Origin of the sequence: Pantoea sp. Tr-811 (assembly GCF_011752535.1) — a bacterium.
Classification (GTDB): Bacteria; Pseudomonadota; Gammaproteobacteria; order Pseudomonadales; family Pseudomonadaceae; genus Aquipseudomonas.
The window spans coordinates 74,511-96,471 of sequence record NZ_VWXJ01000015.1; the positions used below are offsets into that span (position 1 = coordinate 74,511).

The following is a 21,961-nucleotide window of genomic DNA, read 5'->3' on the forward strand; positions in this document are numbered from 1 at the left end:
CCTACCCTCGCTGAGCCTTGAGCAGATCGAGTGCTACGTCGACGATCATGTCTTCCTGGCCACCGACCATGCGCCGGCGGCCGAGCTCGACCAAGATGTCCAGCGTCTTTAGGCCGTATTTCGCCGCCGCGATTTCGGCGTGCCGCAGGAAGCTGGAATAGACGCCGGCATAACCAAGTCCGAGAGTTTCGCGGTCGACACGCACCGGGCGGTCCTGCAATGGGCGCACAATGTCATCCGCCGCATCCATCAGCGTGTACAGGTCGGTGCCATGGTTCCAGCCCAGGCGCTCGGCGGCGGCGATGAACACTTCCAGGGGCGCATTGCCGGCACCGGCGCCCATACCAGCCAGGCTGGCATCGACGCGATCACAGCCCTCTTCAACCGCCACGATCGAGTTGGCCACGCCGAGTGAGAGGTTGTGATGCGCATGCATGCCGGTTTGGGTCTGTGGCTTCAGCACGGCCTTGAACGCCCGCATACGATCACGGATGTCGTTCATGTTCATAGCTCCCCCGGAGTCGGCCATGTAGATGCACTGGGCTCCATAGCTCTCCATCAGTTTGCCCTGCTTGGCCAGCTCCTCGGCAGGAATCATGTGGCTCATCATCAGAAAACCCACGGTATCCATGCCCAGCTTGCGGGCGTACTCGATATGCTGTTTCGAAACGTCTGCCTCGGTGCAGTGGGTGGCGACCCGAACCACGCGCGCGCCTGCATCGTAGGCGGCCTTGAGATCGTGAATCGTGCCGATACCCGGCAGCAGCAACGTGGCAATCTTGGCATGGTTGACCACCCCCGCGACTGCCTCGATGTATTCGATGTCACTGTGCTTGCCAAAGCCATAGTTGAAACTCGAACCCTGAAGACCGTCGCCATGGGCGACTTCGATGGAGTCGACCTTGGCCTTGTCCAAGGCCCGGGCGATGTCACGCACGTTGTCGAGACTGTACTGGTGGCGAATCGCGTGGCTGCCGTCGCGCAGGGTCACGTCGGAGATGTAAAGCTTTTTCATCATGCTGCTCCCTGGGTCATTGACAGCGCCATGCGCTCGGCGGTGGCCAGCGCCGCCGAGGTCATGATGTCGAGATTACCGGCGTAGGCCGGCAGGTAATGGGCGGCACCCTCGACTTCGAGGAAAATCGATGTCTTGAGGCCTTCGGGCAGCACATCGAACTGCACCTGCTGCTTCAGCCGGTAGCCTGGGACATAAGCCTGTACCGCTGCCGCCATTTCCTCGATGGAAGCGGCGATCTGCGCCTGCTCGGCCAGCTCGGAAAGCACAAACACCGTGTCGCGCATCATCAGCGGCGGCTCCGCCGGATTCATGATGATGATTGCTTTGCCTTTGCTCGCGCCGCCGATGGTCTCGATGGCCTTGGAGGTGGTCTCGGTGAATTCATCGATGTTGGCGCGGGTGCCTGGGCCAGCAGACTTGCTGGCGATCGAGGCGACGATCTCGGCGTAATGCACCTTGGCGACACGGGATACCGCGGCCACCATGGGGATGGTCGCCTGGCCACCACAGGTGACCATGTTCACGTTAGGCTGACGCAGGTTCTGTTCCAGGTTCACCACCGGGACGCAGTAGGGACCGATGGCCGCAGGCGTCAGGTCGATCACCTGAATGGCCGGCTTCGCTGCACGCAATGCCGCATCGTTACGCACATGTGCGCCGGCTGAGGTAGCGTCGAACACGAAGTCGACTTCATCGAAGGCCTTCATGGCGATCAAACCTTCGACCCCTTCGTGCGTTGTGGCTACTCCCAAACGCTGAGCACGCGCCAGGCCATCTGAGGCAGGATCGATACCGACCATTACAGCCATTTCGAGGTGTTTGGCATTGCGAAGGATCTTGATCATCAGGTCAGTACCGATATTGCCCGAACCGATGATCGCGACTTTGAATTTGGATTGACTCATGCGGTTTCTCCATACACTTCAGCGAGCAGGATCACGTCCTGACCGAGGTTTTCGGCGTAAAGACGCTGGACCGCGTCTGCGCGCAGGGACAGCGCTGCGCGCTGATTGATGTAGCCTTTATCGGTGATTTCGCCATCGGCCAAGCTTGGCGGAGAGTCGAGGATGATCAACCTGGCGGCGTGCTGCGAGGAAGCTGGATAGGCCTTGGCCAAAGATTGAAGACCGGCGCACAAGGCAAGGCGTACCTCCGAGCACATCGCCAGGGCACTACCGTTCATGGTCCGCCCTTCCCGCCCCAAGAGTTCCCGCAATGCCGGCGTCGGGTACACCAGAGCAGCAATCACATCGCGATCATGTCCACAGATCACGCAGTCGCTGGCATAGGGTGCCAAGGCACTGACCAAGCGTGTGCGCAAAGTCCCCACAGACACCCAGGTGCCGCTTGTGAGCTTGAAGTCCTCGGTGACGCGGCCATCGAACTGCACTCCAAGCTCCGGGTGTTCGGGATCGACCAAGCGCCCAGCATCACCAATGCGGTAGAAACCTTCCTCATCGAATGCTGCAACGCTGTTGACTGGGTCGTCCAGATATCGAGGAAACACCGAAGGCCCACGGACACGCATTTCTAACTTGTCACCGGAAGGCACGAACTTAAGTTCGGTGCCAGGGACCGGCAGGCCGATGATGCCGGCACGGTTCGAGTTGAAGTGCACGTTGGTGACCACCGGCGAGGTTTCCGTCGATCCCCATTCAGTGGCGAAGAACAATGGTTCGCTGCTCACCTTTCGGGCACACGCAACCAGGCGGTCCCAGCTGCTTTGAGGTAAAGCGGCAGCTGCGTAGAACAGCATGCGCAGACGACCGAACAACGCCTCGGACAGCTCCTCGTCGCGTTCCAGATAAGGCAGCAGAACCTCATAACCGCGGGGCACATTGAAGAACAGCGTCGGTTTCACCGATTTGATATTCTCTACAGTACGGTCGATCTGCCCCGGTAGCGGCAGACCGTCGTCGATGTACAGGGTCCCGCCATTGCGCAGGACCAGGTTGAAGTTGTGGTTGGCACCGAACACATGACTCCAGGGCAGCCAGTCCAACACTACAACTTCGCCCTGTTCCACAAAGCGCCAGCACTGAGCGATGGCCTGCTGATTGGCGCAGAGCATGCCATGGGTGTTGATCACCGCTTTGGGCGCGCCCGTAGAACCAGAGGTCATCAGGAAACGGGCTGGCGTATCGCCTTCGATCCGATGAAATGCCGCCATGACAGCCGGAGTTTCGGTTTTGTAGAGCAACGGCAGCGCCAGCGCGTCCGGAATTTCTTGTGCATTACGTGCAACCAGCACTGGGCATTCAGGCCGGGTCAGGCGGATTGCCTCGAAATAGGCGTCCCCATCACTGACGAAAATTGCCGCAGGCTTGAGCACCTGGATGATCGCCTTGAGCTTGCTGCATCCGCCGCTAGTGTTGCGCGAATAGGCCACTGACACCGTGGACACCGGAATACCCACATGCAAGGCGGCCAGACTCAGCAGTGCCTGGTCGATATCGTTTTCCGACAGCATCAGCACTGGCCTGCCGGGCTGCAGATCAAGTTCCAGCAACCCCTGCGCAAGTGAGCCTACACGCTGGCGAACCTGTGCGAAGCTCAGCCTGAACCAGCCATTACCACGTCGTTCGGCAAGATATGGTCTCTCAGGTGCCACTGTGACCCAGTGTTCCAACCATTCACCAATGCAGCGTGCATAAGGCTTTAATGGCTCAGGTGACTTGAGGATGAAACTGCCATCGGCTCGGATTTCGCGCAGCACTTGCGCAGGCGCGAGCTGCGCCGGGTCGTTGTAGAAGTCGTACATTGCACGCCCTCGTGAGCGGGTCGGGCTAAACGCCTCGCTCACTGATTTTGTTCTTGTAATGGCCACCGTGGAGTCGATCCCGCGGCGTATCGCAGATAGTGGTTCAGACGAACTGGCAACTCACCTCGCCTAACCGGGTCAGGCGTAGCCGCAGTCGATCACCGGCAACTACCGGAACCATTGGTCCAAGTGCGCCGGACAACAGCACATCGCCGGCCTGCAGCGGACGACCAGCTTCGGCCATAGTTCGTGCTAACCACAGGCAGGCATCCAGTGGGTTGCCCATGCACGCCGCACCTACACCGATAGCAGCCTGGCGGCTGTTCTTTTCCAGCACCATGCCTTCCAAAGACAAGTCCAGGCCAGACAACAGAATGGGGGTTTTGCCCAGGACATACAGGCCTGACGAGGCGTTGTCGGCTACGGTATCGACCAGGGTGATCTTCCAGTCCTGAATCACCGAATCGACGATCTCCAAGGCTGGCAATACATGATCCACAGCGCGCAACAGTTCGCCGAGAGTGGTATCGGCATGCGGCAGATCGCGCCCCAGGACGAAAGCGATCTCCCCTTCGGCCTTGGGCTGGATCAATCGGCTGCTGTCGACATCGCCGCCATCGACGTACTCCATGTCAGCGAAGAGCATGCCGAAGTCCGGTTGGTCGACACCCAGTTGCTGCTGCACCGCCAGTGAAGTCAGGCCGATCTTGCGCCCACTTAGGCGTCGACCGTTGGCAAGCGCAGCCTGGGTATTGAGTTCCTGCACGGAGTAGGCATCGGTCAGGCTGGTGATATCGAAGCGCTCGGAGATCCGCCCGATGGCTTGGCGCTGCGCCCGCGCTTCGAGAATGGCCTTGGAGGCCGCTTCGAGATTTTGCTGATTCATCATTTACTTCCCTCGACACGCTTAATGGCATCAGACTGGGCGTGAAACGCTCTGTCGATACCCTTGATGCAGTTCATCCACCAGTTCGGCGACGGTGCTGATACGTCGGACCTGGCCCACCCCCTGCCCGGCCGACCACACATGTTTCCAAGCCTTGTTGGCGCTGGCGATGTTGCCGGAAAAGTCGATTTGTGCCCTGGACTCCGCGTTCGGGTCGATGCCCGCCTTCGCCAATGACGGCTTCATCCAGTTGGCCAGCACGCCGCTGACCGCTTTTGTGGCAGCGATGTCGTCCATCGAACAGTCGACCAGCATGTCGCGATAGGCTTGCTCGACCAGGCTCTCCTCAGTGGCGACTAGGCGCGTACCGACCAGGGCGAAGTCGCAGCCCAGCACTTGCGCAGCGTGGATATCACGACCATTGGAAACGGCTCCCGCCAGCCCCAACGGGCCATCCCAGAACTCGCGCACCTCGGCGACGAAAGCGAACGGATTGCTGGTACCGGTGTGACCGCCGGCGCCATTGCACACCAGCACGAGCCCGTCTACGCCGGCCGCTACTGCCTTGCGCGCCAAAGCTGGGGTGACAACATCGGCAATCACTGCGCCACCGTACTCATGCACCGCCTCCAAAATCCTGGCCGGGCTGCCCAGTGCCGTGGAAACGATTGGTGGCTTGTAACGGCGCACCAGCTCCAGTTCTGTGTCGAAGCGGTCATAGGTGCTGTGCACGATCATGTTCAACATCCATGGTGCCCATTGCTCACCCCGCCCAGCTGCCGCATCACGATCGCTAACAATCTGCTCCAACCATTCCTGCAATTTCGTCACCGACCTGGCGTTGGGTGCCGGGAAGCTGCCGACGACGCCAGCCTGGCAGCAAGCCGCGACCAGACGCGGACCGGAAACTAGGAACATTGGAGCCGCCAATATAGGTAGTTCGAGGCTGGAGAAGATTTCCAGCAACCGGTGCTGGGGCGTACTCAGACTTCTTGTGTCATTACTCATCACGCCTACTCATTCTTGTAGTTGTGGGAATTTGGGATCAGGTTCTGCGATGCCGAGGCGAACCCGCGCTACGGATTTCCCAACCACCGTCGCTGTGGATGAAGTTGGCCGTGGTCAGCCCGGCGTTTTCACGAGAGGCCAGCAAGACGTAGTGACCGGCGTGGTCCGCTGGCTCAGCGATGCGTTGCAGCGGCACCGACTGCGCTGCCCCCGCCTCGAACCCTGGGATCTCATTCAGCGGCACGCTTCGACTGTTCAGCCCCTCAAGACTTTTCATCGGCGTGTTGGTAGCGCCCGGTGCTACGCCGTTGACGCGGATGTCAGGCGCAAGTTCGAAGGCAAGCTGGCGTATCATCCCCACCAATGCGTGTTTTGCAGTGACATAGAGAATCCCTCCACCACCGGCATAAAACGCGCTGTTGGACAAAGTGAAGATCATGCTGCCAGAGGTTTCGCGCAGAGCGGTGGTCGCAGCCTGGGCACCCAGCAGGTAACCTTGCACGTTGATCGAGAAGAGCTTATTGAACGCCGCGGCGAAATCTTCCGGCGCGATGCGATCGAGCCGTGTGAAGTAATCGAACACCGCAGCGTTTCCGACAAAGGTGTCGAGCTTGCCGAAAGCCTCCAACGTTGCGGCTACTGCGCGCTGGTTATCTCGATAGTCCGAAACGTCACCTTGCACAGTTATAATCGCGTCACCCAGCTCCTGCTCCAGCTGGCGCAACTGTGTGATGTCACGGGCCATCACCGCGACCTTGGCGCCCTCAGCCACATAGCGCCGCACTACCGCGCTGCCGATTCCGCCAGTGCCACCGGTCACAAGAGCGACTTGTTCGTTCAGCCAACCCATATCCAGGCCCTCAGAGGAAAGTGTTGATGTTCTTGCACAGCAACATCGCGTTGGGGACCAGGATCTTGCGCTTGAGCAGCTTCAGCCCATCCGCTTCGAGCCTCAGCACGTCCTCGCGCCTTCCGGTCAGTTGGTACTGCTCATCGAGGCCGCGGCTGCGCACGTTGATAAAGCACGAGTAGACCCGGTATTCACCCATCTGCTCGCCGCCATACACTTCGATATTGCTGACCAGGTGCACGTTGCGAGTTGGCGGGTTTTCTGCCCAAGCCGAGGGCTGTTTGAATCGTGATACACGCCGCTGCAGCTCACGCATGCCGTCATCGAAAAAGGCCATGTGCTCCAGGCGATAAGGCCCGGACTTGTCTTCACGGCGACGGTTTTCAATGCCTGGCATCCAATAGTGGATGGCTTCACTCAATGTCTGTAGCCACTCATCCCAGCGCTCGTCATCCAGCAAACGCGCTTCCCGCAGCAGGAACTGCTCCACTCGGAGTACTTCATCGGAGGTAGGCATCACTTCATTGATCATCGCAGTCATCCTCAGCGCATCTTGCCGTTGCGGTCTGGTACGTCGGCCCAGGTAGGAGCCTGTAACAGATCTTTCCAACGCTGGTAGAACGCCCGCGCATTGCACTCATTGAGCTGACCCTTGAACACGTTTCCAGGCAACTCACTGTCATCGATACGGCTGTCCATCCCCAGACCGACATACAGGTCCTGATACCGAGTTACCACGCCGCGGCTGGTCTTGGTGCAGTACTCCCAGTTCTCACCATCGTCCATCTCGAACACACCGGTCGGCGAGAAGGTCATCATCGCGCCACGGCGCCATTTGTCCTTGATGTCCTGCGGCGCGTTTTTGTTGACGATTACCCAAGTGAACAGCTCAATCTTGTGTGGTCCACGAGGCTGCCAGATACGCACGGTGTTCTGACCCGGCAGGAAGGAGAAATTGGGGAACACCGTGAAGGAGGAGATAGCGCCAATCAGCTTCGAACGGAACTCGCCCAGGCGCTCGGCCACTTTTGGCCGCAGCACATGCAGGTATTTGTTGATCTCCCGCTCGCCCAGAGTCGCAGCATTCCCCACAACATCGGTGGCAAACTCGTAACCATGGCCATTCCAGTTAACCGAGTAAGACTCAGGAAGTTCACCAACTTTGGCTACCGGACCGCCGAGCATGGCCTTGGCTGCAGAATCGTGAGTCCAGCCACCGTGGAGGATGTCGCCGACGAAATTCTCAGCGGCGATTTTCCAGTTACATTCAATGGTGGAGCGGATACAGCCACCGAGGAACTCGCTACCGCCCTCGTCCATATCAAGCATTACATCTAGGTACCAAGTCATTGGCCCCAGGTATTCCTCAAGACTCGGTGCGTCCGCTGCGAAGGTAGCGAACACCAGTCCCTTGTAAGTAGCTACTCGTGCCTCTCGCAGGCCATGCTTGCTCTTGTCGAAATTGCTCTCTTCGTAGCACTTGGATTCGTGCATGCCGAGGAGGCGGCCACCGTCGGCGCCGAATGACCAACCGTGGTAATTACAGATGAAACCGCGAGCGTTGCCGGCTTCGGCGAAGCACACCTTGTTACCACGGTGCGGGCAGGCATTAAGGAACACCTTCAGCGAGGCATCCTTCTGCCGCACCACCAGCACTTCGTCCTCGCCCATGCTGGTGGTCAGGTAATCACCAAACTTGGCAAGCTGGGACTCGTGGGCGACGAACAGCCAGCAGCGGGCGAAGATCTTTTCCAGTTCCTGGGCATAAATCTGCTCATCCCAAAAGACTTTGCCCGACAGGCGTCCTTCCTCCATATCGCAGATACGGTCGAGGTTATCGAGTGCCGGGGTGCTCTCGATGTTTCTCAGCGGAATGTACTTGTTGTTATCCATTGCTCAGACTCACAGTATTTCGGCTTCACACCGGGCTGTTCGCAGCCGCCAGCGCCTCTTCGGCTTCTTCGGCGGTGTCGGCGTAGACCTCACGGTCGGTGATAATGACCCTGTAAGTGCGCAGGTGCTTCTCACAGGGGAAAGTCACGGCCTGGCCACTTGGCACATGGAACTGCCCCCAGTGCACAGGACAGGTGATCAGGTCGTCTTCCAAGTCCCCCTCGGCCAGCGATGCCGTGGCGTGGGTGCACATGTCCGTGGTGGCGTAGAAGGTGCCATTCAGGTTGTAAACGCATAGCGCATCACCACCGTTCGGGTTGTCGACTTTCTTCAGCTCCCCGGGCGCCAGGTCATCACGTTGGCAGAGCAAAATGCGGCTCATGTTCGGCCTCCTTCAGTTGTACGAAGCCCAGGCCGGTTACCCAGGCAGGCACGGCCTCGTAGGCAATGACTTCGCCCTGTGGCCGGTCCAGCGCCGCCATGGCGCAGACGAAATTGCGGATTTCCATCGCCCCGTTGCCGGCACGGCGGAGAATTTCTGCATCCGAGTAGGCGCACAGCGCCTGCAGGTCGCCATTGATCCCGTGGCGCAGGATCTCCTGGTCGAAGTCTTCAGCTACCAGCCCCATCTCAACGGTGCCGACCCAGTGACTGATGCCGCCACTGCCGATGATCACCACGCGTTCTTCATCGTCGAAGCTTTCAACTGCAGCGCGAATTTGCCGCCCGAGGTCCGCCGCACGGGACAAGGTAATGTAGGGATCGACGCCACAGGCCAGATACACCGGGATGGTTGGCAACTCACGCCCCAATAACGCTTGAGCAGGCTTGATCACCAGTTGATGTGGAATGGAGAAAGAGTGATCCACGGTGAAGCTGCGTGCCACAGTCCAATCGATGCCCTCAGCCTGTGCGTGTTCGACGATATGCTCGGCTAGGCGGCCATGGTTCGGCACTTGCTCACGGGCAAGGCCCGGCAAACGGTCGATCGGCCCCTCCACGTCTCCTGTTCCGATCACGTAGCGAGGCAGGCAATGTGTACCGAACAAAATGTAATGGTCACAGCCGACGATTATCACTGAAGTCGGGCGCAGCGCAGCAAGGCGTTCGGCACACTGCCCATACGCGCCCCACACAGCTTCGCGCTGGGCTTCAGGCGGCGCCTTGGGCGCCACAAACATCACTGGGTCATGCGGCATCCAGAAGCCGCCAACGATCTTGCCCATCTATCACCCCTTAAGCGCGGCAGAGAAGCCGGCAATTTGTTCGTCGGTACAGCCCAGCCGGCGCTTATAGGTCACCATGTCGCGCTGAGGTGAAAGTTCCTGCCAGTAGCCCATGGTGAGCATTGGGCTGACGCCTTCGGCCTGCAGGCCGGCGACGTCGAACTCAAGGATCATCGCCACCTCTCGCTCGTTGAGTGCAAAGCGCTCAAGGAAGCCGGCCGGGTCCTGGCGAAAGCGGTCTTTTGCAGCCCGCTCGACACACAGTTGCCAGAGCACTTTTTCCATCAGATTCCGACTCATGGCAGGTCACTCGCTGAGGAAGTCGCGAACCAACGCAACAAATCGCCGGGATTGCTCGCTTTGTACCCAGTGACCACAACGACCAAACAGGTGCAGGTCGGCATTGGGGATGCTATTGGCAATCAAAAAGCCGCACTCAGGCGGCACCACACGATCTTCGCGACCATGTACCACCAACGTAGGCGCGGTGATCTTGGCCAATGCCGATGCTGGGAAGCCTTTGACGATGGTTGGACCATCAGAGGCGGGTTTCGGGATCAATTTGCGCAGCGCCTCCTGTGCGCCTGGGCGTGCGCTCGCCTCGAAGCGTGCCTGGACCATCTCTTCAGTGATGAGCTTCTGGTCGTATGGGAACAGCGCCATCAAATGACGCATGTTGTCCAGCGACGGCTCATATTCCCATGCCCCGCGCAGGCCTGCGGTCTGCTCGAATTCACCGGCTGGAGTACCCAGTAGAACCAGGCGGTCGACCCGCTCCGGAGCGAATACCGCCAGACCGATAGCCAGCGCACCACCAAACGAGTTCCCTACAAAACAAGCTTTCTCGATATCCAGCGCATCCATGATGCCGACCAGATGGCTAACCCAGAGCTTAATGTCGTACTTGGTGCCGTCCTTGAACTCGGTGAAGCCAAAGCCGGCTATGTCCGGAACGATGACTCGCCACTGATCTGCGAAGGCCGGAACGGTTTTCGCCCAGTTTGCCCAGCCAGAAACACCCGGACCTGAGCCATGCAGCAGGAACAGCGGCTTACCTTCGCCTGCCTCGTGGTAGTTCGTGTTGTGCCCAGCTGCCAGCAGGGTCTTCGCTTTATCACTCATCAGGTGCTCCCGTCGCTACCAACATACAGATGTGTATTTAGATGCTAGAGACAGTTCTGGAAACGGTCAATGGGCTTAGCGCCCAATTCATCAAAAAAAATACACATGTGTATGTCCGTGATTTCATCATCACTTGCCCGTAAATCGGGTATTAAGGGGGGGCTGACTAGGCGTTTGGCTAAGGCGCACGCTAGAATCCGGTCTTCGCGGTGAATACCGCACGGCATTCCTGCCGCCTCTGGACAACAAGGCGATTAACATACATGACTGTACGTTCAACCCTTACGCGCGAAGACTGGATCGAAGCTGCGCAGCACGTGCTGGTCAGCGGTGGCGTCGATGCAGTTCGGGTCGACACCCTGGCCAAGGAGATGAAAATCACTCGCGGTAGCTTCTACTACCACTTCAAGAGTCGCGCTGAGCTGCTTGCCGGCATCCTCGATAACTGGCGGGCACGGGCTACGGAAGATGTAATCCTGCACCTGCGCAATGCCAACAACCCGGCGATGCAGCAACTGCGGCAACTGATCGAACTGCCGACCCATGGTCAGCGGGCCAAAGACGCGGCGGCCATCGAGCTGGCCATTCGTGCCTGGGCCCGTCGCGACAAGCAGGCACGCCAGGCAATGGATGAAGTCGACAGTCATCGCCTTACCTACATCGAGGGACTGCTGGTACAGGCCGGCGTCAGTGAGGACGAAGTGCAGTCTCGCGCTTACCTGATCTACGCCTACCAGTTGAGCCAGTCGCTGCTGCCGCAAGACGCCGGACGTACCGAACAGATCTTGGGGATCCTGGCTCCATCAGTGCGCGCCATTTGATCATTGCTTACTGGCAACGCTACATATCGAATAGAGGGCATAGCCCTCTTTTTTATGGATGATGGAAAAACCCACCACACTGCGAAAGCAGTTTTTTTCTGTCCCCTGAGCATATTTTTGCTGCCCTTGCCGAGCATGAAAACAGGTTGGCCCCACGCTATAACTACGCCCCTTGCGCGCAGCCTCATCAGCGCGCCTGAATAAAAACAACAGATCAGGGAACAGCATGCCAACTTCTCTTCGCGCCCGAATGATCCTCTTAATGGGGGCCAGTGGCCTTGCGGTCGCCGCCGCGCTGATCGGCCTAAACTTCAACTCGTTGCAACGTGTGGCTGAAAGGGCCAGCACCGCCACGTCAGCCCAGCTACAAGCGGCCCTCACCCGGCAAGTGGGCGCGTTGAACGACGCCCAGGTCAACCAGGCCCAGACCTTTTTCGCCCAGCCGCTTCACAAAGCGCAGATTCTGGTGGCACAAATCACTCAGCTGTACCAGTTTCATGCCAGTGGTGCCTTGACTTCCGCGCAACTCGGCGAACAGGTTGCCAACCTTTTGCGTGCCTCGCTGCAAGCCGATCCGTCGCTATGGAGTACTTATGCCACCTTCGAACCCTCCGCGCTGGGCACACTCGACCCGGCCATTCAGGGTGTTGCCGATGGCCGACTTTCGCCGGTGCTGTATCGGGATGCCGACGGCCAACCGGCCTTCAATACCATCGTCCAGAGCACTTGGAGCGGTCCGCCTGAAGACCCTGCCAACACATGGTATTACTGTCCTGCCAGCACGGGTCGAGTCTGCCTATCGGACCCTTATCTGTTCGAATACGCCGGGCAATCACTGTTGATGACCTCGCTGAGTTTGCCCATCATCGTCGATGGCCGGCGGGTGGCAGTGCTTGGCATCGACTTGTCGCTTGATCAGGTCAGCCAGCTCGCGAAGGACATGGTGACAAAGCTCGAACAGCCAGGAGCGATTGTGCGCATCGTCACCGCCAGCGGATTACTCGCGGGCGCTTCGGAAGCCGGCCTGAAGATCGGCGCGCCGAGCACCCCGCTGGGATTGGATGAAGGTCAGTCCCTGCAATTTGAGCGTGGCTTCGAACCTGTTCCGGGCATCGCACCTTGGCAGATAGATGTTCGCTTGCCAGTGAGCAGCGTCCTTGCCCCATTGGCTGCAATGCAGCAGCAGATCGACGAGCATGTCGCCCATGCAACGATTTCGGCGTTTCTGTGGGCGGCTTTTATGGTGGCTACAGCGCTGCTGGTTACTGCACTTTTGGCCAACCGTATGCTGGCGCCATTACGTGATCTGGCGGCAATGATGCGTACTCTGGCGGAGGCCGGGGCCGACCTTGGTCGTCGTCTGGGTCTGCGCCGGCAAGACGAATTGGGCGAAGTAAGCCAAGGTTTCGACAGCTTTCTCGCTTTGCTACAGGGCCTGATGCGGAACCTCAAACAGTCTATGCAGGGGCTCAGCGCTTCGGCAGGCCAGGCCCATGCTGCCAGCGACGCCAGTCAGCATCTGATGCTCCGGCACCGCGACGAGCTGAACCAGGTTGCCACCGCTATGCAACAGATGACGCTGTCCGCACAGGAGATTGCTCGCAATACTGACGACGCGGCCCGCAGTGCTGCAAAGATCAAGCTGAGCGTGGATAACGGCTCCCAGCTTATTGATCGCACGATTGCCTTGGTGCAGCAGCAATCACGAGACCTCGACAGCGCCGACCGGCATATCGAGGCGCTGGCTAAACGCAGTGGCAGCATTGGCGGAGTGCTGGAGATCATCCGTGCGATCGCCGAGCAGACTAACCTACTGGCCCTGAATGCGGCGATCGAAGCGGCGCGGGCGGGCGAGCAAGGCCGAGGGTTCGCAGTAGTGGCAGACGAGGTGCGTAACCTTGCGCGGCGTACCCAGCTGTCAGTGGAGGAAACCCAGACCATTATCGAAACGCTGCAGCATGACACCCGCTCTGCGGTGACCGCGGTATCCCAAAGCCGAAGTCAGGCGAATGTCCTTGGGGGGCTGTTCGAGGAATTGGTGGCGGCGCTTTATCAGGTAGGTGCTGGTGTTGCTAGTATCGACGAAACCGCCAGTCAGATTGCCAGCTCAACTGAGGAACAGAGTGCAGTGGCATTGGAGATAAACCAGAGCGTGGGCTCGATCGAGCGACTCAGCGATGAGCTGGCGGCTCGGCTGGAGGACAGCGTCAGCGAAATCCATAATGTGTCGCGCCTGCTGCGAGACCAGCAGGAGCGGATCGATCGCTTCCGCGATTGAGCACGCCCCTATCGTAAGACCGACCTAGTCCGGCTACTGAATGGGGTTCCGCAGCCCGCTGAGCAGCAAGATCACTACCTTGCGCACATGAGCACTGTGCGCAACCAGGTCCGGCTGCTCGGTGGTGGCCAGCCGCAGGAACGCCAGGTTCAAATAGTCGTTGAACAGCCGGGATACGAATGGCACATCCAGATCCAGACGGAACATTCCCTGGGCCTGGAAATGCGCCAGCATGACGCCCGCTTCCGCTACCACCGTTTCGTTCCACGGCTGCAGGATCTGGGTCAACTGTCCAGTCATCAGCAAGGGGGCGATCTCGCGCCACAAGTTGGACGGCATCGCTTTGAGCTGACTGTCGGCGATCAGCCGTTCAAATGCACAGAACGCTTCGACCGGGTCAGCCTCATCCAAGATTTTGCCACGGTGCCCGGCCACCACTTTTTCGTCTGGCGCCCTCAACAGAGCGAAGAGGATGTCTTGCTTACCTCCGGCAAAGTAGTTACTGACCGTGGGTGGCGACACTCCAGCCAAGGCGCCGATCTGGTCGATAGTGGTGGCCTCGAAGCCCTCTGCCTGAAAAAGCTCCAGGGCTGCTTTTAGGATCCCCTTGCGCCGCTCTTCCTTCTGCCGTTCACGTAACCCGCTCATGTCTTTTCCCTTGATCGCTGATAGGGGCGATTGTAGGGATATTTTTTGCTTTGCAAATTATTTTGTTTACAAAAATATTTTTATAGGGCAAAAATTATTTCGCCAAGCCCTGTTTCAACAAGAAAAAAACCACAGGAGCGTCACATGCAACTCCACCCTACCCACGCTTACAAAGCGCTCAGCGCACCAGTTGTCATTTTCTCACTCTCTTTCCGCGCAGAAGCTATCGGGCCTCCGACGTGATCTTTCGTGCCCTGCCCTGAGTCAGGGTCTTAAGCCCACTTTTCCAACAAAACATAAACGGGTGCGCCCTCCTCCCTTGCGTGCCCGGCTTTTGCCGAGGTCTTCATGAACACTCGCTCAACCTTGCGTGCCAGTGATAAATGGATACTGATTTTGCTGGCTAGCGCTTCGATCATCGTTGTCGGCGTATGGCCCCTGTTCGTCAATGTGCTAGCGGATAGTCTGGAACTGGATATCACGCATCAGGGCTGGCTGATTTCCGCTGAATCGCTGGGCATGGTCGGCGGCACCGCTCTGAGTGCTTGGATATGCCGTCATGCTTCACCACGCCGAACCCTGCTAGTCAGCGCGGCATTCGCCATCGCCGCAAACCTGCTCACCGTCAGCTCCGATAACCTGACACTGGTCCTCGCACTGCGTGGGATTGCCGGACTGACAGCGGGTGTTATGTATAGCGTTGCGGTGTTCCACCTGGGGCGCATGCCGCGCCCGGACCGGGCCTTCGGTGTCTTACTGGCAATTCAGACGTTGATATTCTCGGCTTATGCCGTGGCCTTCCCCGCGATCGCCGAACACCTAGGCAAAGCCTTCGCCGTTAGTTCAGTGGGACTGTGGTTCGTCTTTCTGTGGGCGATCAGCTACGCACTGTCCGGTGTATTTAACGAAAAGCCTGAATCGAAAGCCGCTCTCGCAGAGATTGCCAGTGCCAGCTCCGGTGCCTACGCCTACCTGGGGCTGGCCGGGATGTTGATGCTGCAACTGTCGATCTATGCGGTCTGGGGTTTCATCGGCAACATCGGGGGCGCTCAGGGCATCAATGAAGCCGACATCGGCCTAGCCTTCGGTATCGGTCTGCTTGGCGGTCTGCCCGGCGCAGCGTTGGCTGGTTTACTGGGGACGCGGCTCGGGCGCACGCCGATGATCATATGCGGTGCCTTGATGGTACTGCTGGCGGACCTACTGTTGGCTCGCGGCCCAGCCGGCGCTACTGGGCTCACTGCCGCAATATTCCTGATGAACGTCGGCTGGATGCTTGCGTTGTCCTTTTACATGGGCCTGATCGCCACCACCGACCGTAACGGCACCGCCACCAGCCTGATTGGCCTGGTGCAGATCTCCGCTGCCACCCTAGCGCCAGCTGCGGTGGCGATGCTCTCCAGTGACGAAAACTTGCAACCGATCTTCGTGATTTCCTGCAGTTGCGCGGCGCTGGCGGCACTGGTCCCACTCTTCATTACCCGGCGTGCCTACGCCGTGCAAGCCGTTTGATAGCGAGGTAAACATGAGCGCAACGATCTACCACAACGCCCGCATCCACACCGTCGACCCTACGGCCCCCTGGGCTTCTGCCATGCTCGTCGAGCATGGCATCATTCAGGCCATTGGCGAGCTGTCACTGATAAATGACAAGGCGCCTGCTGGCGTCGAGCGCGTCGACCTAGGTGGACGCATGGTGATGCCGGGCATCCATGACGCCCACACCCATATGCTTTGGGCAGCGGCGCGACAGCTCGGCTACAGCTGCAACTTGGATGACCCGCAAACCCTCGAAGAGTTGGCCACCCAGCTTAAGGCTTACTGGAAAGGTAAGGGCAACAGCGGTTGGTTGATTGCCAGCGTCTACAACCCATTGGTATTGGGCCCGGAGCTTTTGACCCGGGAATGGCTGGATAACGTGATCCCAGGTGTCGCGATCTGCCTGCACGACTTCTCGTTCCACAATGTGATGGTCAACTCCGCCGTGCTGGCCGCCGCCGGCATTGATCGCGACACTATTCCTCCACCAGGCGGAGTGATCATCAAGGATCCACTTACTGGGGAGCCTACTGGTGTGCTGCGCGAGGCTGCCTGGGCACGGATCTATATGTGCGCACCTGCCCGCAGCGCTGATGACGACCTGCGAGCACTTAAGCATGGAGCTGCCATCTGCAACCGCTATGGAATCACCTCCGCCCAAGAAGCCTCCGCCCAGCGCAGTTTCCTGCAGGCCGCACAGGCGCTGGACATTCGTGGTGAGTTGGGAATGCATCTGATCTGCCATATTCCTTGGGGATCGGAGGTGCTCAGCGGATGCGACCGAGCCGCCCAGGAACAGCTCATTGCCGAGCGCGGCAGGTACGCCAGCGATCGAGTCCACGTGGACGCAATCAAAGTAGCGCTGGACGGTACTTCAATGGCCCCGACCTTCAGTCACGTGCCCCTCGATCCGGTTACCGACCAACCGGTCACCTACAACTTGTTGTTGGACTCCGATGAGTTGGTCGAGAAGATCGGTCAGTGGACGGTCGAGGGCATGATCGTCAAATCTCATTGCACCGGCTATGGCTCGGTACGGATCGGCCTCGACAACTACGAACAGGCTGCCCAAGTTGCCCGTCGGCCCGGACAGTTGCATGACATTGCCCACGCACACTATGTGTCACCGCGAGACCGCGGGCGCTTTGCCGAGCTGGGCGTAGTCGCTGAAATGTCCCCGGCTATTTGGCATATCCCGGAATACCAACAGGCACTTGGCAAAGCCTACGACTTCCGGACCCTGCTGGCACATGGCGCGCTGATGACCGTAGGCACCGACTGGATGCTGCCCCCTACACCCAACTTGTTCCCTGCTCTCGCCGGCATGCTGGATCACGGCGACGAAAGCATCCCCCTGACAACTGCGCTGCAACTGATGACATTGAACGGCGCGATAGCAGTCGGTCAGCAAGATCGTTGGGGCTCGTTACGCCAAGGTCTGGAGGCCACCTTTATTGTGCTGGACCGCAACCTGTTCGAAGTTGGTCCGCGTGAAATCGCCGACACCCAAGTACTAACCACTGTCTTCCAAGGCCGCATCGTGTATTCCCAGGAGACTGAACAGCCATGAACATGCCGCGGCGGCTACCTGTGACCTTGCTCACTGGCTTTCTTGGGAGCGGCAAGACCAGCTTGCTGCACAAGGCCCTGGCCGACCCGCGCATGACGCGTACCGCCGTGATCATCAACGAGGTCGGCGAAGTCGGGTTAGACCATCTTCTACTGGGTAGGCTGGATGAAGACGCCATGCTGCTTAAAAGCGGGTGTCTGTGTTGCAGCCTGAAGAATGACTTTACCGACACTCTGATCTCGCTGTACCAGCGCCGAGCCAGTGGGCAGTTTCCGCCTTTCGAACGTGTAGTGGTAGAGACCACCGGCCTTGCCGATCCGGTGCCGCTTCTACGACTGCTGCTGAGTCAGGAACCGGTGAACAGCTGGTTTAGCGTGCGTAGCGTGATCACCACCGTGGACACCCTGATCCCGCTTTCTCCGGACGACGCCCGGCCGGAGCGATTTCGTCAGATCGCCTTGGCTGACCATTTGGTTCTGACCAAAACAGACCTGGCCAGCGCTGCGCAGGTTTCAGCGGTGGCGCAGGCTAGCCGGCAGATCAACCCGCGCGCTCAGTACATCGAGGATGGCGGGGAGGATGCAGTAATGAGCGCTTTGCTTGACGATGAGCGATATCCGGTGGTGAACACCGTGTTCCGGCGCTGGCCAACGCCAGCCTTAGCACCGGTTGAGTCTTCCCATGGTGGGGTCAACACTTGCAGCCTGCAGCTAGACCAACCACTGCCCTGGGGTGAGCTAGTTCGCTTCTTCCAGCTATTGGCGCGGACCTATGGTAAGCGCCTGCTGCGTCTGAAAGGCCTTTTAGACGTGGAAGGTGCAGCCAGGCCGGTGGTGGTGCATGGAGTGGAACACTATCTATTTCCGGAAACCTACCTCGATGCGTGGCCGGACGAGGACCGGCGCAGCCGCCTGGTGTTCATCGGGGAGAACCTCGACCGCGAATACATCGAGGAGATGTTCAACCTGACCGTCATGGGGAAAACGTCTGCCTGACGGTCTGTCGTAGACCCACCACCCTTCTTACAACAACGACAAAAGGTGCCGGCGTGTAGCTGGCGCCGCAGGTGCCCCTGCGCCTCATTTACTGCCCCGACACAACAACAACCACAGGAGCAAGACATGTACCGTCGTATCGATTTCAGCAAACTGGCCCTTGTTTCCGGCCTTTGTCTGGCGGCCCAACCTGCGCTTGCCGGCTATGAATTCAAGGAAGGCGACCTATCCGGTTCCGTCAATCTGAACGCCGGCGCGGCGACAATCAGCACTCATGGAGTGAACTTCGGTACCGGCAAGATCGACTCGCGTAGCGGAGAGAACGAAGGCACAAATGCGCGGTGGCAGGAGTTCTATATCAAGCCTGGGATTACCCTCCAGTATCAACTGAACCCGGACTTCCAGTTGCTGGGCGGCGCGTCCGTTATGGGCGCCACCACTTTTGGCGACGGTGACGCCGGAGGCAATACCCGTAGTTCGGACGGTGCTGCTCGCTGGGAAGAACTGTACGCCGGCTTCCAGGCCGGCGATTGGAAATTCACCGCCGGCCGCCAAAACTACTTGGTGGGCAATGGCTTCATCGTCATGGATGGCAACCTGGACGCACTGGACAAAGGCGCCTATTGGCTGGGCCCGCGCACGGCGTTCAACGACTCGGCGATCCTCGGTTGGAGCCAGGGCGCCCTTCAGGCGCAGGCGTTCACGCTACGGGCCGATGATGATTTGATCGGCGACTACCGCATGACTGGTGCCAACATTGACTACGCCATCGAGGGCGTTGGGAAGTTTGGCGCGATGGCGTTTCGGGTGAACTCTGAGGTTCCCCGTGGAGATGAAGTGTTCCCCCGGGATGGCAAACAGGTCTACAATCTTCGCGCTTTGGGAGTGAAGGTCCCGGGCATACCCGCGCTGACGTTGGACGGCGAATACGCGGTGCAGAAAGGCAACGGTCATGGAGGGATAGAATACGATGCCAAGGCTTGGTATCTGCAAGGCGATTATGCCTTCACGCAGACACCATGGCCGGTCAACCTAGGTTATCGGTATCTGGTCTATTCTGGCGACGACGACGTTACTGACAACACCGTCAAGGCCTGGGACCCCTTGAGCAAAGGTTTCACTGGCTGGGGCACGTGGTTGGTGGGCGACATCATGGGTAACTACTTGCTCTTCAACAGTAACGAACGGGTGCAGCAGTTCTACGTGAAAAACCAGCTGACAGAGACTGTGGCCTTGGGCGCCATCCACTACCAGTTCTGGCTGGATGAAAAGAACTTCTTGGGTGCACCAGTGAGCGAGCGGCGTTTTGCCGACGAATCAGTACTGTACCTAGACTGGACTCCGACAGACCGCTGGTATGCGTCGCTTTCGTATAACTGGGCGAAACCAAAGGGTGCGGCGAAGGAGTTCTTCGGCGACAACAATACGTTCAGCGCGCTGGAGCTGTACGTGCTGTATCACTACTGACTGCCTCAGTCGATGAGGGTCATGGGCGGCATGATCGTGCCGCCCCACGACTAGTCGAAGCATGCGCTCCAAGTGTGAGCCACACATGACATGCTGCTGGTCGTTTACTAGGCCCTCACGGCCTAGAAAAATCGATCAGTAGCATTCCACGCAGCGCTAAGACAGCCAGCCCGGTATTACATTACCGCCGCGGGCATTATGAAGTCACATTGTGTGCAGTGCTGGTGACCATAGAGGCAGATGGAGTGATTGAGCACGCTCATAGATTTCCTATGTGTTATGCACCTGCATTGGTCACCCAATCGTCTGTACCACTGCCTCTAGAATTTCGGTGATAATGATCGTACGATCGCTGCCCCCTATAGCCGCTTTGCAGACTTCAGCTACACCTTTGAAAACAGTCACCTGCTTGACGAGGATTGCTGAATCAGGCAGCGACATATCACTCCGCTGCCGATGAGTTCTGGCAAAAGCAGTACTGATGTTATAGAGGGCCGGCAGCTTGCCTCCTCTCTTCATTTGGCAGGCTTTGAGCAAGGGAGACATGCGAAATCTTGCGATCGTCCGGATAACGTCTAATGAATACCAGGGATAGTAGGCAGGATACCGCGGGTAGTCCCACAAAACCTATGATGATCCACTGCCCCACTTCTTTAGCCTGCTCGGTAAGAGAAGGATCATACCCACCGAACGTCAGGAAGCTAGCAACCAGCGATCCCGTCGCCGCATATGCCAATTTCATGGCCAGACTGTTTATGGCATAGGCCATACCGGCCATCCGCACACCGGATTGTTGAGTGCCCAAATCGATCGAGTCCGAGACCATGGCGTAGTAGATTGGAGATCCAAGGCCCAAGGTAAATGATGCGATCGAGAACATCACCAGCACCACTGGTACGCAGTGTGGTGCGCAGAGCACGCCTACCATGGCCATACCCTGAATGGTGTTGCTAACTTGCAACGTCGTCCGCTTACCCAGGCGCCTCGTCACCCTACTTGCAAACAGCATGCTGAACATCGCAGCGAAGGTGAACAGACTCAGCATTACACCGCCAAATTCAGCATCCCGCCCTAGCACCACCTTTGCGTAAAAAATAGCCATCGACACGTAAGCGCTGATGTTGACGAAATACAACGCAAACGCAGCAGTGCACGAGCGCCATGCCGTATTTCTCATTAGCAGCTTCGGAACATCGAGCAGTCGATAGGGTGTTGGCTGTGAAAAATTGCGGACCTTGCAAACTGAACCTGTTGCTAGCCACAGTAGGGTGGCCATGGCTGCTAGGATAGCGGCGAACGGCGCAAAGCCAGTGCGCTCACCAGTCACGTCATTGGCGCCACCTAGCCAATGAACTAACGGCAATGTGCAGCTGGCGATGAAAAAAACGCCGACCTGGCAGCCGACCATTCGATACACACTTAACGAGACTCGCACTTGAGCATCTTGGCTCATTAGATTGTTGAGTACACCATAGGATGTGTTGATTGCTGCATACACGGCGCCAAAAGCTAAGTAGCTAACGGAAGCCCAGACTAGCGTTAACCACGGATCAGCGGCAATCGGCAGAAACGTCAGGAACGCGGTTAAGCCGAAAGGTATTGCAAGGAACCTTATAATGCGAGGGATCGTAGCTCCCGAGCGCTTGTCCAGGAAATACCCCACGACCGGATCTACAAACGCATCGATGACACGCACCACCAGCAGCAGGAAGGTGATGGCCGCTAGGTCAAGCCGCAAGATATCGGTGTAGTAATAAAGCAAATAACTACCGCAGGTTGCCCACATCAGGTTTGATGCCAGATCACCGGATCCATAACAAACCTTTTCCCACACGCTCGGTTGTTGACTTTCGTTCATGCGCTGCCTCTTGTTGTTGTC

At 58.4% G+C, this 21,961-nt stretch carries 21 protein-coding genes; 6 read left to right on the forward strand and 15 right to left on the reverse strand.

Annotated elements, in window-relative coordinates; genetic code table 11:
• Position 1: 1 nt before the first annotated feature.
• The 12 genes from dmpG to F3J44_RS21280 form a co-directional block, all read right to left on the reverse strand.
• Positions 2 to 1,015, reverse strand: a complete 1,014-nt coding sequence (dmpG, locus tag F3J44_RS21225; RefSeq protein WP_240158460.1) for a 4-hydroxy-2-oxovalerate aldolase — start codon at positions 1,013 to 1,015, stop codon at positions 2 to 4.
• Entirely contained in the window at positions 1,015 to 1,923 is a 909-nt protein-coding gene (locus F3J44_RS21230) for an acetaldehyde dehydrogenase (acetylating) (RefSeq protein WP_167275718.1), read from the reverse strand. Before F3J44_RS21230 ends, dmpG begins: the two co-directional genes overlap by 1 nt.
• Positions 1,920 to 3,779 (reverse strand): feruloyl-CoA synthase, encoded by a 1,860-nt coding sequence (locus F3J44_RS21235; protein WP_167275720.1) that lies wholly within the window; start codon positions 3,777 to 3,779, stop codon positions 1,920 to 1,922. Before F3J44_RS21235 ends, F3J44_RS21230 begins: the two co-directional genes overlap by 4 nt.
• Positions 3,780 to 3,882: 103 nt before the next feature.
• Positions 3,883 to 4,665 carry a 2-keto-4-pentenoate hydratase gene (locus F3J44_RS21240; RefSeq protein ID WP_205300040.1) on the reverse strand — a complete coding sequence of 261 codons (783 nt, stop codon included), beginning with the start codon at positions 4,663 to 4,665 and terminating at the stop codon, positions 3,883 to 3,885.
• Between the two features lie 30 nt (positions 4,666 to 4,695).
• Positions 4,696 to 5,673 carry a nitronate monooxygenase family protein gene (locus tag F3J44_RS21245; protein ID WP_167275725.1) on the reverse strand — a complete coding sequence of 326 codons (978 nt, stop codon included), beginning with the start codon at positions 5,671 to 5,673 and terminating at the stop codon, positions 4,696 to 4,698.
• Between the two features lie 37 nt (positions 5,674 to 5,710).
• Complete coding sequence (hcaB, locus tag F3J44_RS21250) at positions 5,711 to 6,523, reverse strand: 3-(cis-5,6-dihydroxycyclohexa-1,3-dien-1-yl)propanoate dehydrogenase (protein WP_167275728.1); 813 nt, start codon at positions 6,521 to 6,523, stop codon at positions 5,711 to 5,713.
• A 10-nt stretch (positions 6,524 to 6,533) separates the two neighbouring features.
• The gene (locus F3J44_RS21255) at positions 6,534 to 7,055 is read right to left on the reverse strand and encodes a 3-phenylpropionate/cinnamic acid dioxygenase subunit beta (protein ID WP_167275731.1); all 522 of its coding nucleotides are present in this window, start codon (positions 7,053 to 7,055) and stop codon (positions 6,534 to 6,536) included.
• A gap of 11 nt (positions 7,056 to 7,066) precedes the next feature.
• Complete coding sequence (locus F3J44_RS21260; RefSeq protein WP_167275733.1) at positions 7,067 to 8,416, reverse strand: SRPBCC family protein; 1,350 nt, start codon at positions 8,414 to 8,416, stop codon at positions 7,067 to 7,069.
• Positions 8,417 to 8,441: 25 nt separating this feature from the next.
• Positions 8,442 to 8,798: a non-heme iron oxygenase ferredoxin subunit gene (locus F3J44_RS21265; RefSeq protein WP_167275736.1), complete on the reverse strand. Its 357-nt coding sequence runs from the start codon at positions 8,796 to 8,798 to the stop codon at positions 8,442 to 8,444.
• Positions 8,770 to 9,642 (reverse strand): protocatechuate 3,4-dioxygenase, encoded by an 873-nt coding sequence (locus F3J44_RS21270; protein ID WP_167275738.1) that lies wholly within the window; start codon positions 9,640 to 9,642, stop codon positions 8,770 to 8,772. The genes F3J44_RS21265 and F3J44_RS21270 overlap by 29 nt, the downstream gene beginning before the upstream one ends.
• 3 nt (positions 9,643 to 9,645) lie before the next feature.
• A complete protein-coding gene (locus F3J44_RS21275) occupies positions 9,646 to 9,927 on the reverse strand; it encodes a hypothetical protein (protein ID WP_205300041.1) in 282 nt (93 codons plus the stop codon).
• A 21-nt stretch (positions 9,928 to 9,948) separates the two neighbouring features.
• On the reverse strand, positions 9,949 to 10,764 hold the full coding sequence (locus F3J44_RS21280) for an alpha/beta fold hydrolase (protein WP_167275743.1): 816 nt from the start codon (positions 10,762 to 10,764) through the stop codon (positions 9,949 to 9,951).
• A 263-nt stretch (positions 10,765 to 11,027) separates the two neighbouring features.
• Between F3J44_RS21280 and F3J44_RS21285 the strand changes: the two genes are divergently transcribed.
• Positions 11,028 to 11,585 (forward strand): TetR/AcrR family transcriptional regulator, encoded by a 558-nt coding sequence (locus F3J44_RS21285; RefSeq protein ID WP_167275746.1) that lies wholly within the window; start codon positions 11,028 to 11,030, stop codon positions 11,583 to 11,585.
• Here the strand turns inward: F3J44_RS21285 and F3J44_RS21290 are convergent, their stop codons facing one another.
• Positions 11,586 to 11,813 (reverse strand): hypothetical protein, encoded by a 228-nt coding sequence (locus F3J44_RS21290; RefSeq protein ID WP_167275749.1) that lies wholly within the window; start codon positions 11,811 to 11,813, stop codon positions 11,586 to 11,588. It abuts the gene before it with no gap.
• Between F3J44_RS21290 and F3J44_RS21295 the strand changes: the two genes are divergently transcribed.
• Positions 11,812 to 13,863, forward strand: a complete 2,052-nt coding sequence (locus F3J44_RS21295) for a methyl-accepting chemotaxis protein (RefSeq protein WP_167275752.1) — start codon at positions 11,812 to 11,814, stop codon at positions 13,861 to 13,863. The genes F3J44_RS21290 and F3J44_RS21295 overlap by 2 nt on opposite strands.
• 33 nt (positions 13,864 to 13,896) lie before the next feature.
• Here the strand turns inward: F3J44_RS21295 and F3J44_RS21300 are convergent, their stop codons facing one another.
• Positions 13,897 to 14,511, reverse strand: a complete 615-nt coding sequence (locus F3J44_RS21300; RefSeq protein ID WP_167275754.1) for a TetR/AcrR family transcriptional regulator — start codon at positions 14,509 to 14,511, stop codon at positions 13,897 to 13,899.
• A gap of 348 nt (positions 14,512 to 14,859) precedes the next feature.
• Between F3J44_RS21300 and F3J44_RS21305 the strand changes: the two genes are divergently transcribed.
• The 4 genes from F3J44_RS21305 (at position 14,860) to F3J44_RS21320 (ending at position 20,082) form a co-directional block, all read left to right on the forward strand.
• Complete coding sequence (locus F3J44_RS21305) at positions 14,860 to 16,023, forward strand: MFS transporter (protein ID WP_167275757.1); 1,164 nt, start codon at positions 14,860 to 14,862, stop codon at positions 16,021 to 16,023.
• Positions 16,024 to 16,036: 13 nt separating this feature from the next.
• Entirely contained in the window at positions 16,037 to 17,620 is a 1,584-nt protein-coding gene (locus tag F3J44_RS21310; RefSeq protein WP_167275759.1) for an amidohydrolase, read from the forward strand.
• Positions 17,617 to 18,615: a GTP-binding protein gene (locus F3J44_RS21315; protein WP_167275762.1), complete on the forward strand. Its 999-nt coding sequence runs from the start codon at positions 17,617 to 17,619 to the stop codon at positions 18,613 to 18,615. Before F3J44_RS21310 ends, F3J44_RS21315 begins: the two co-directional genes overlap by 4 nt.
• A gap of 126 nt (positions 18,616 to 18,741) precedes the next feature.
• Positions 18,742 to 20,082: a hypothetical protein gene (locus F3J44_RS21320; RefSeq protein ID WP_167275764.1), complete on the forward strand. Its 1,341-nt coding sequence runs from the start codon at positions 18,742 to 18,744 to the stop codon at positions 20,080 to 20,082.
• 484 nt (positions 20,083 to 20,566) lie between these two features.
• On the opposite strand, the gene F3J44_RS21325 is transcribed toward F3J44_RS21320, so the two are convergent.
• On the reverse strand, positions 20,567 to 21,940 hold the full coding sequence (locus F3J44_RS21325) for an MFS transporter (protein WP_167275768.1): 1,374 nt from the start codon (positions 21,938 to 21,940) through the stop codon (positions 20,567 to 20,569).
• Between the last annotated feature and the right edge of the window lie 21 nt (positions 21,941 to 21,961).

Bases quoted from the DNA above. Each gene is read 5' to 3' on its own strand.
- dmpG (WP_240158460.1), bottom strand. From the start codon at position 1,015: ATGAAAAAGCTTTACATCTCCGACGTGACCCTGCGCGACGGCAGCCAC.
- F3J44_RS21230 (WP_167275718.1), bottom strand. From the start codon at position 1,923: ATGAGTCAATCCAAATTCAAAGTCGCGATCATCGGTTCGGGCAATATC.
- F3J44_RS21235 (WP_167275720.1), bottom strand. From the start codon at position 3,779: ATGTACGACTTCTACAACGACCCGGCGCAGCTCGCGCCTGCGCAAGTG.
- F3J44_RS21240 (WP_205300040.1), bottom strand. From the start codon at position 4,665: ATGAATCAGCAAAATCTCGAAGCGGCCTCCAAGGCCATTCTCGAAGCG.
- F3J44_RS21245 (WP_167275725.1), bottom strand. From the start codon at position 5,673: ATGAGTAATGACACAAGAAGTCTGAGTACGCCCCAGCACCGGTTGCTG.
- hcaB (WP_167275728.1), bottom strand. From the start codon at position 6,523: ATGGGTTGGCTGAACGAACAAGTCGCTCTTGTGACCGGTGGCACTGGC.
- F3J44_RS21255 (WP_167275731.1), bottom strand. From the start codon at position 7,055: ATGATCAATGAAGTGATGCCTACCTCCGATGAAGTACTCCGAGTGGAG.
- F3J44_RS21260 (WP_167275733.1), bottom strand. From the start codon at position 8,416: ATGGATAACAACAAGTACATTCCGCTGAGAAACATCGAGAGCACCCCG.
- F3J44_RS21265 (WP_167275736.1), bottom strand. From the start codon at position 8,798: ATGAGCCGCATTTTGCTCTGCCAACGTGATGACCTGGCGCCCGGGGAG.
- F3J44_RS21270 (WP_167275738.1), bottom strand. From the start codon at position 9,642: ATGGGCAAGATCGTTGGCGGCTTCTGGATGCCGCATGACCCAGTGATG.
- F3J44_RS21275 (WP_205300041.1), bottom strand. From the start codon at position 9,927: ATGGAAAAAGTGCTCTGGCAACTGTGTGTCGAGCGGGCTGCAAAAGAC.
- F3J44_RS21280 (WP_167275743.1), bottom strand. From the start codon at position 10,764: ATGAGTGATAAAGCGAAGACCCTGCTGGCAGCTGGGCACAACACGAAC.
- F3J44_RS21285 (WP_167275746.1), top strand. From the start codon at position 11,028: ATGACTGTACGTTCAACCCTTACGCGCGAAGACTGGATCGAAGCTGCG.
- F3J44_RS21295 (WP_167275752.1), top strand. From the start codon at position 11,812: ATGCCAACTTCTCTTCGCGCCCGAATGATCCTCTTAATGGGGGCCAGT.
- F3J44_RS21290 (WP_167275749.1), bottom strand. From the start codon at position 11,813: ATGCTGTTCCCTGATCTGTTGTTTTTATTCAGGCGCGCTGATGAGGCT.
- F3J44_RS21300 (WP_167275754.1), bottom strand. From the start codon at position 14,511: ATGAGCGGGTTACGTGAACGGCAGAAGGAAGAGCGGCGCAAGGGGATC.
- F3J44_RS21305 (WP_167275757.1), top strand. From the start codon at position 14,860: ATGAACACTCGCTCAACCTTGCGTGCCAGTGATAAATGGATACTGATT.
- F3J44_RS21310 (WP_167275759.1), top strand. From the start codon at position 16,037: ATGAGCGCAACGATCTACCACAACGCCCGCATCCACACCGTCGACCCT.
- F3J44_RS21315 (WP_167275762.1), top strand. From the start codon at position 17,617: ATGAACATGCCGCGGCGGCTACCTGTGACCTTGCTCACTGGCTTTCTT.
- F3J44_RS21320 (WP_167275764.1), top strand. From the start codon at position 18,742: ATGTACCGTCGTATCGATTTCAGCAAACTGGCCCTTGTTTCCGGCCTT.
- F3J44_RS21325 (WP_167275768.1), bottom strand. From the start codon at position 21,940: ATGAACGAAAGTCAACAACCGAGCGTGTGGGAAAAGGTTTGTTATGGA.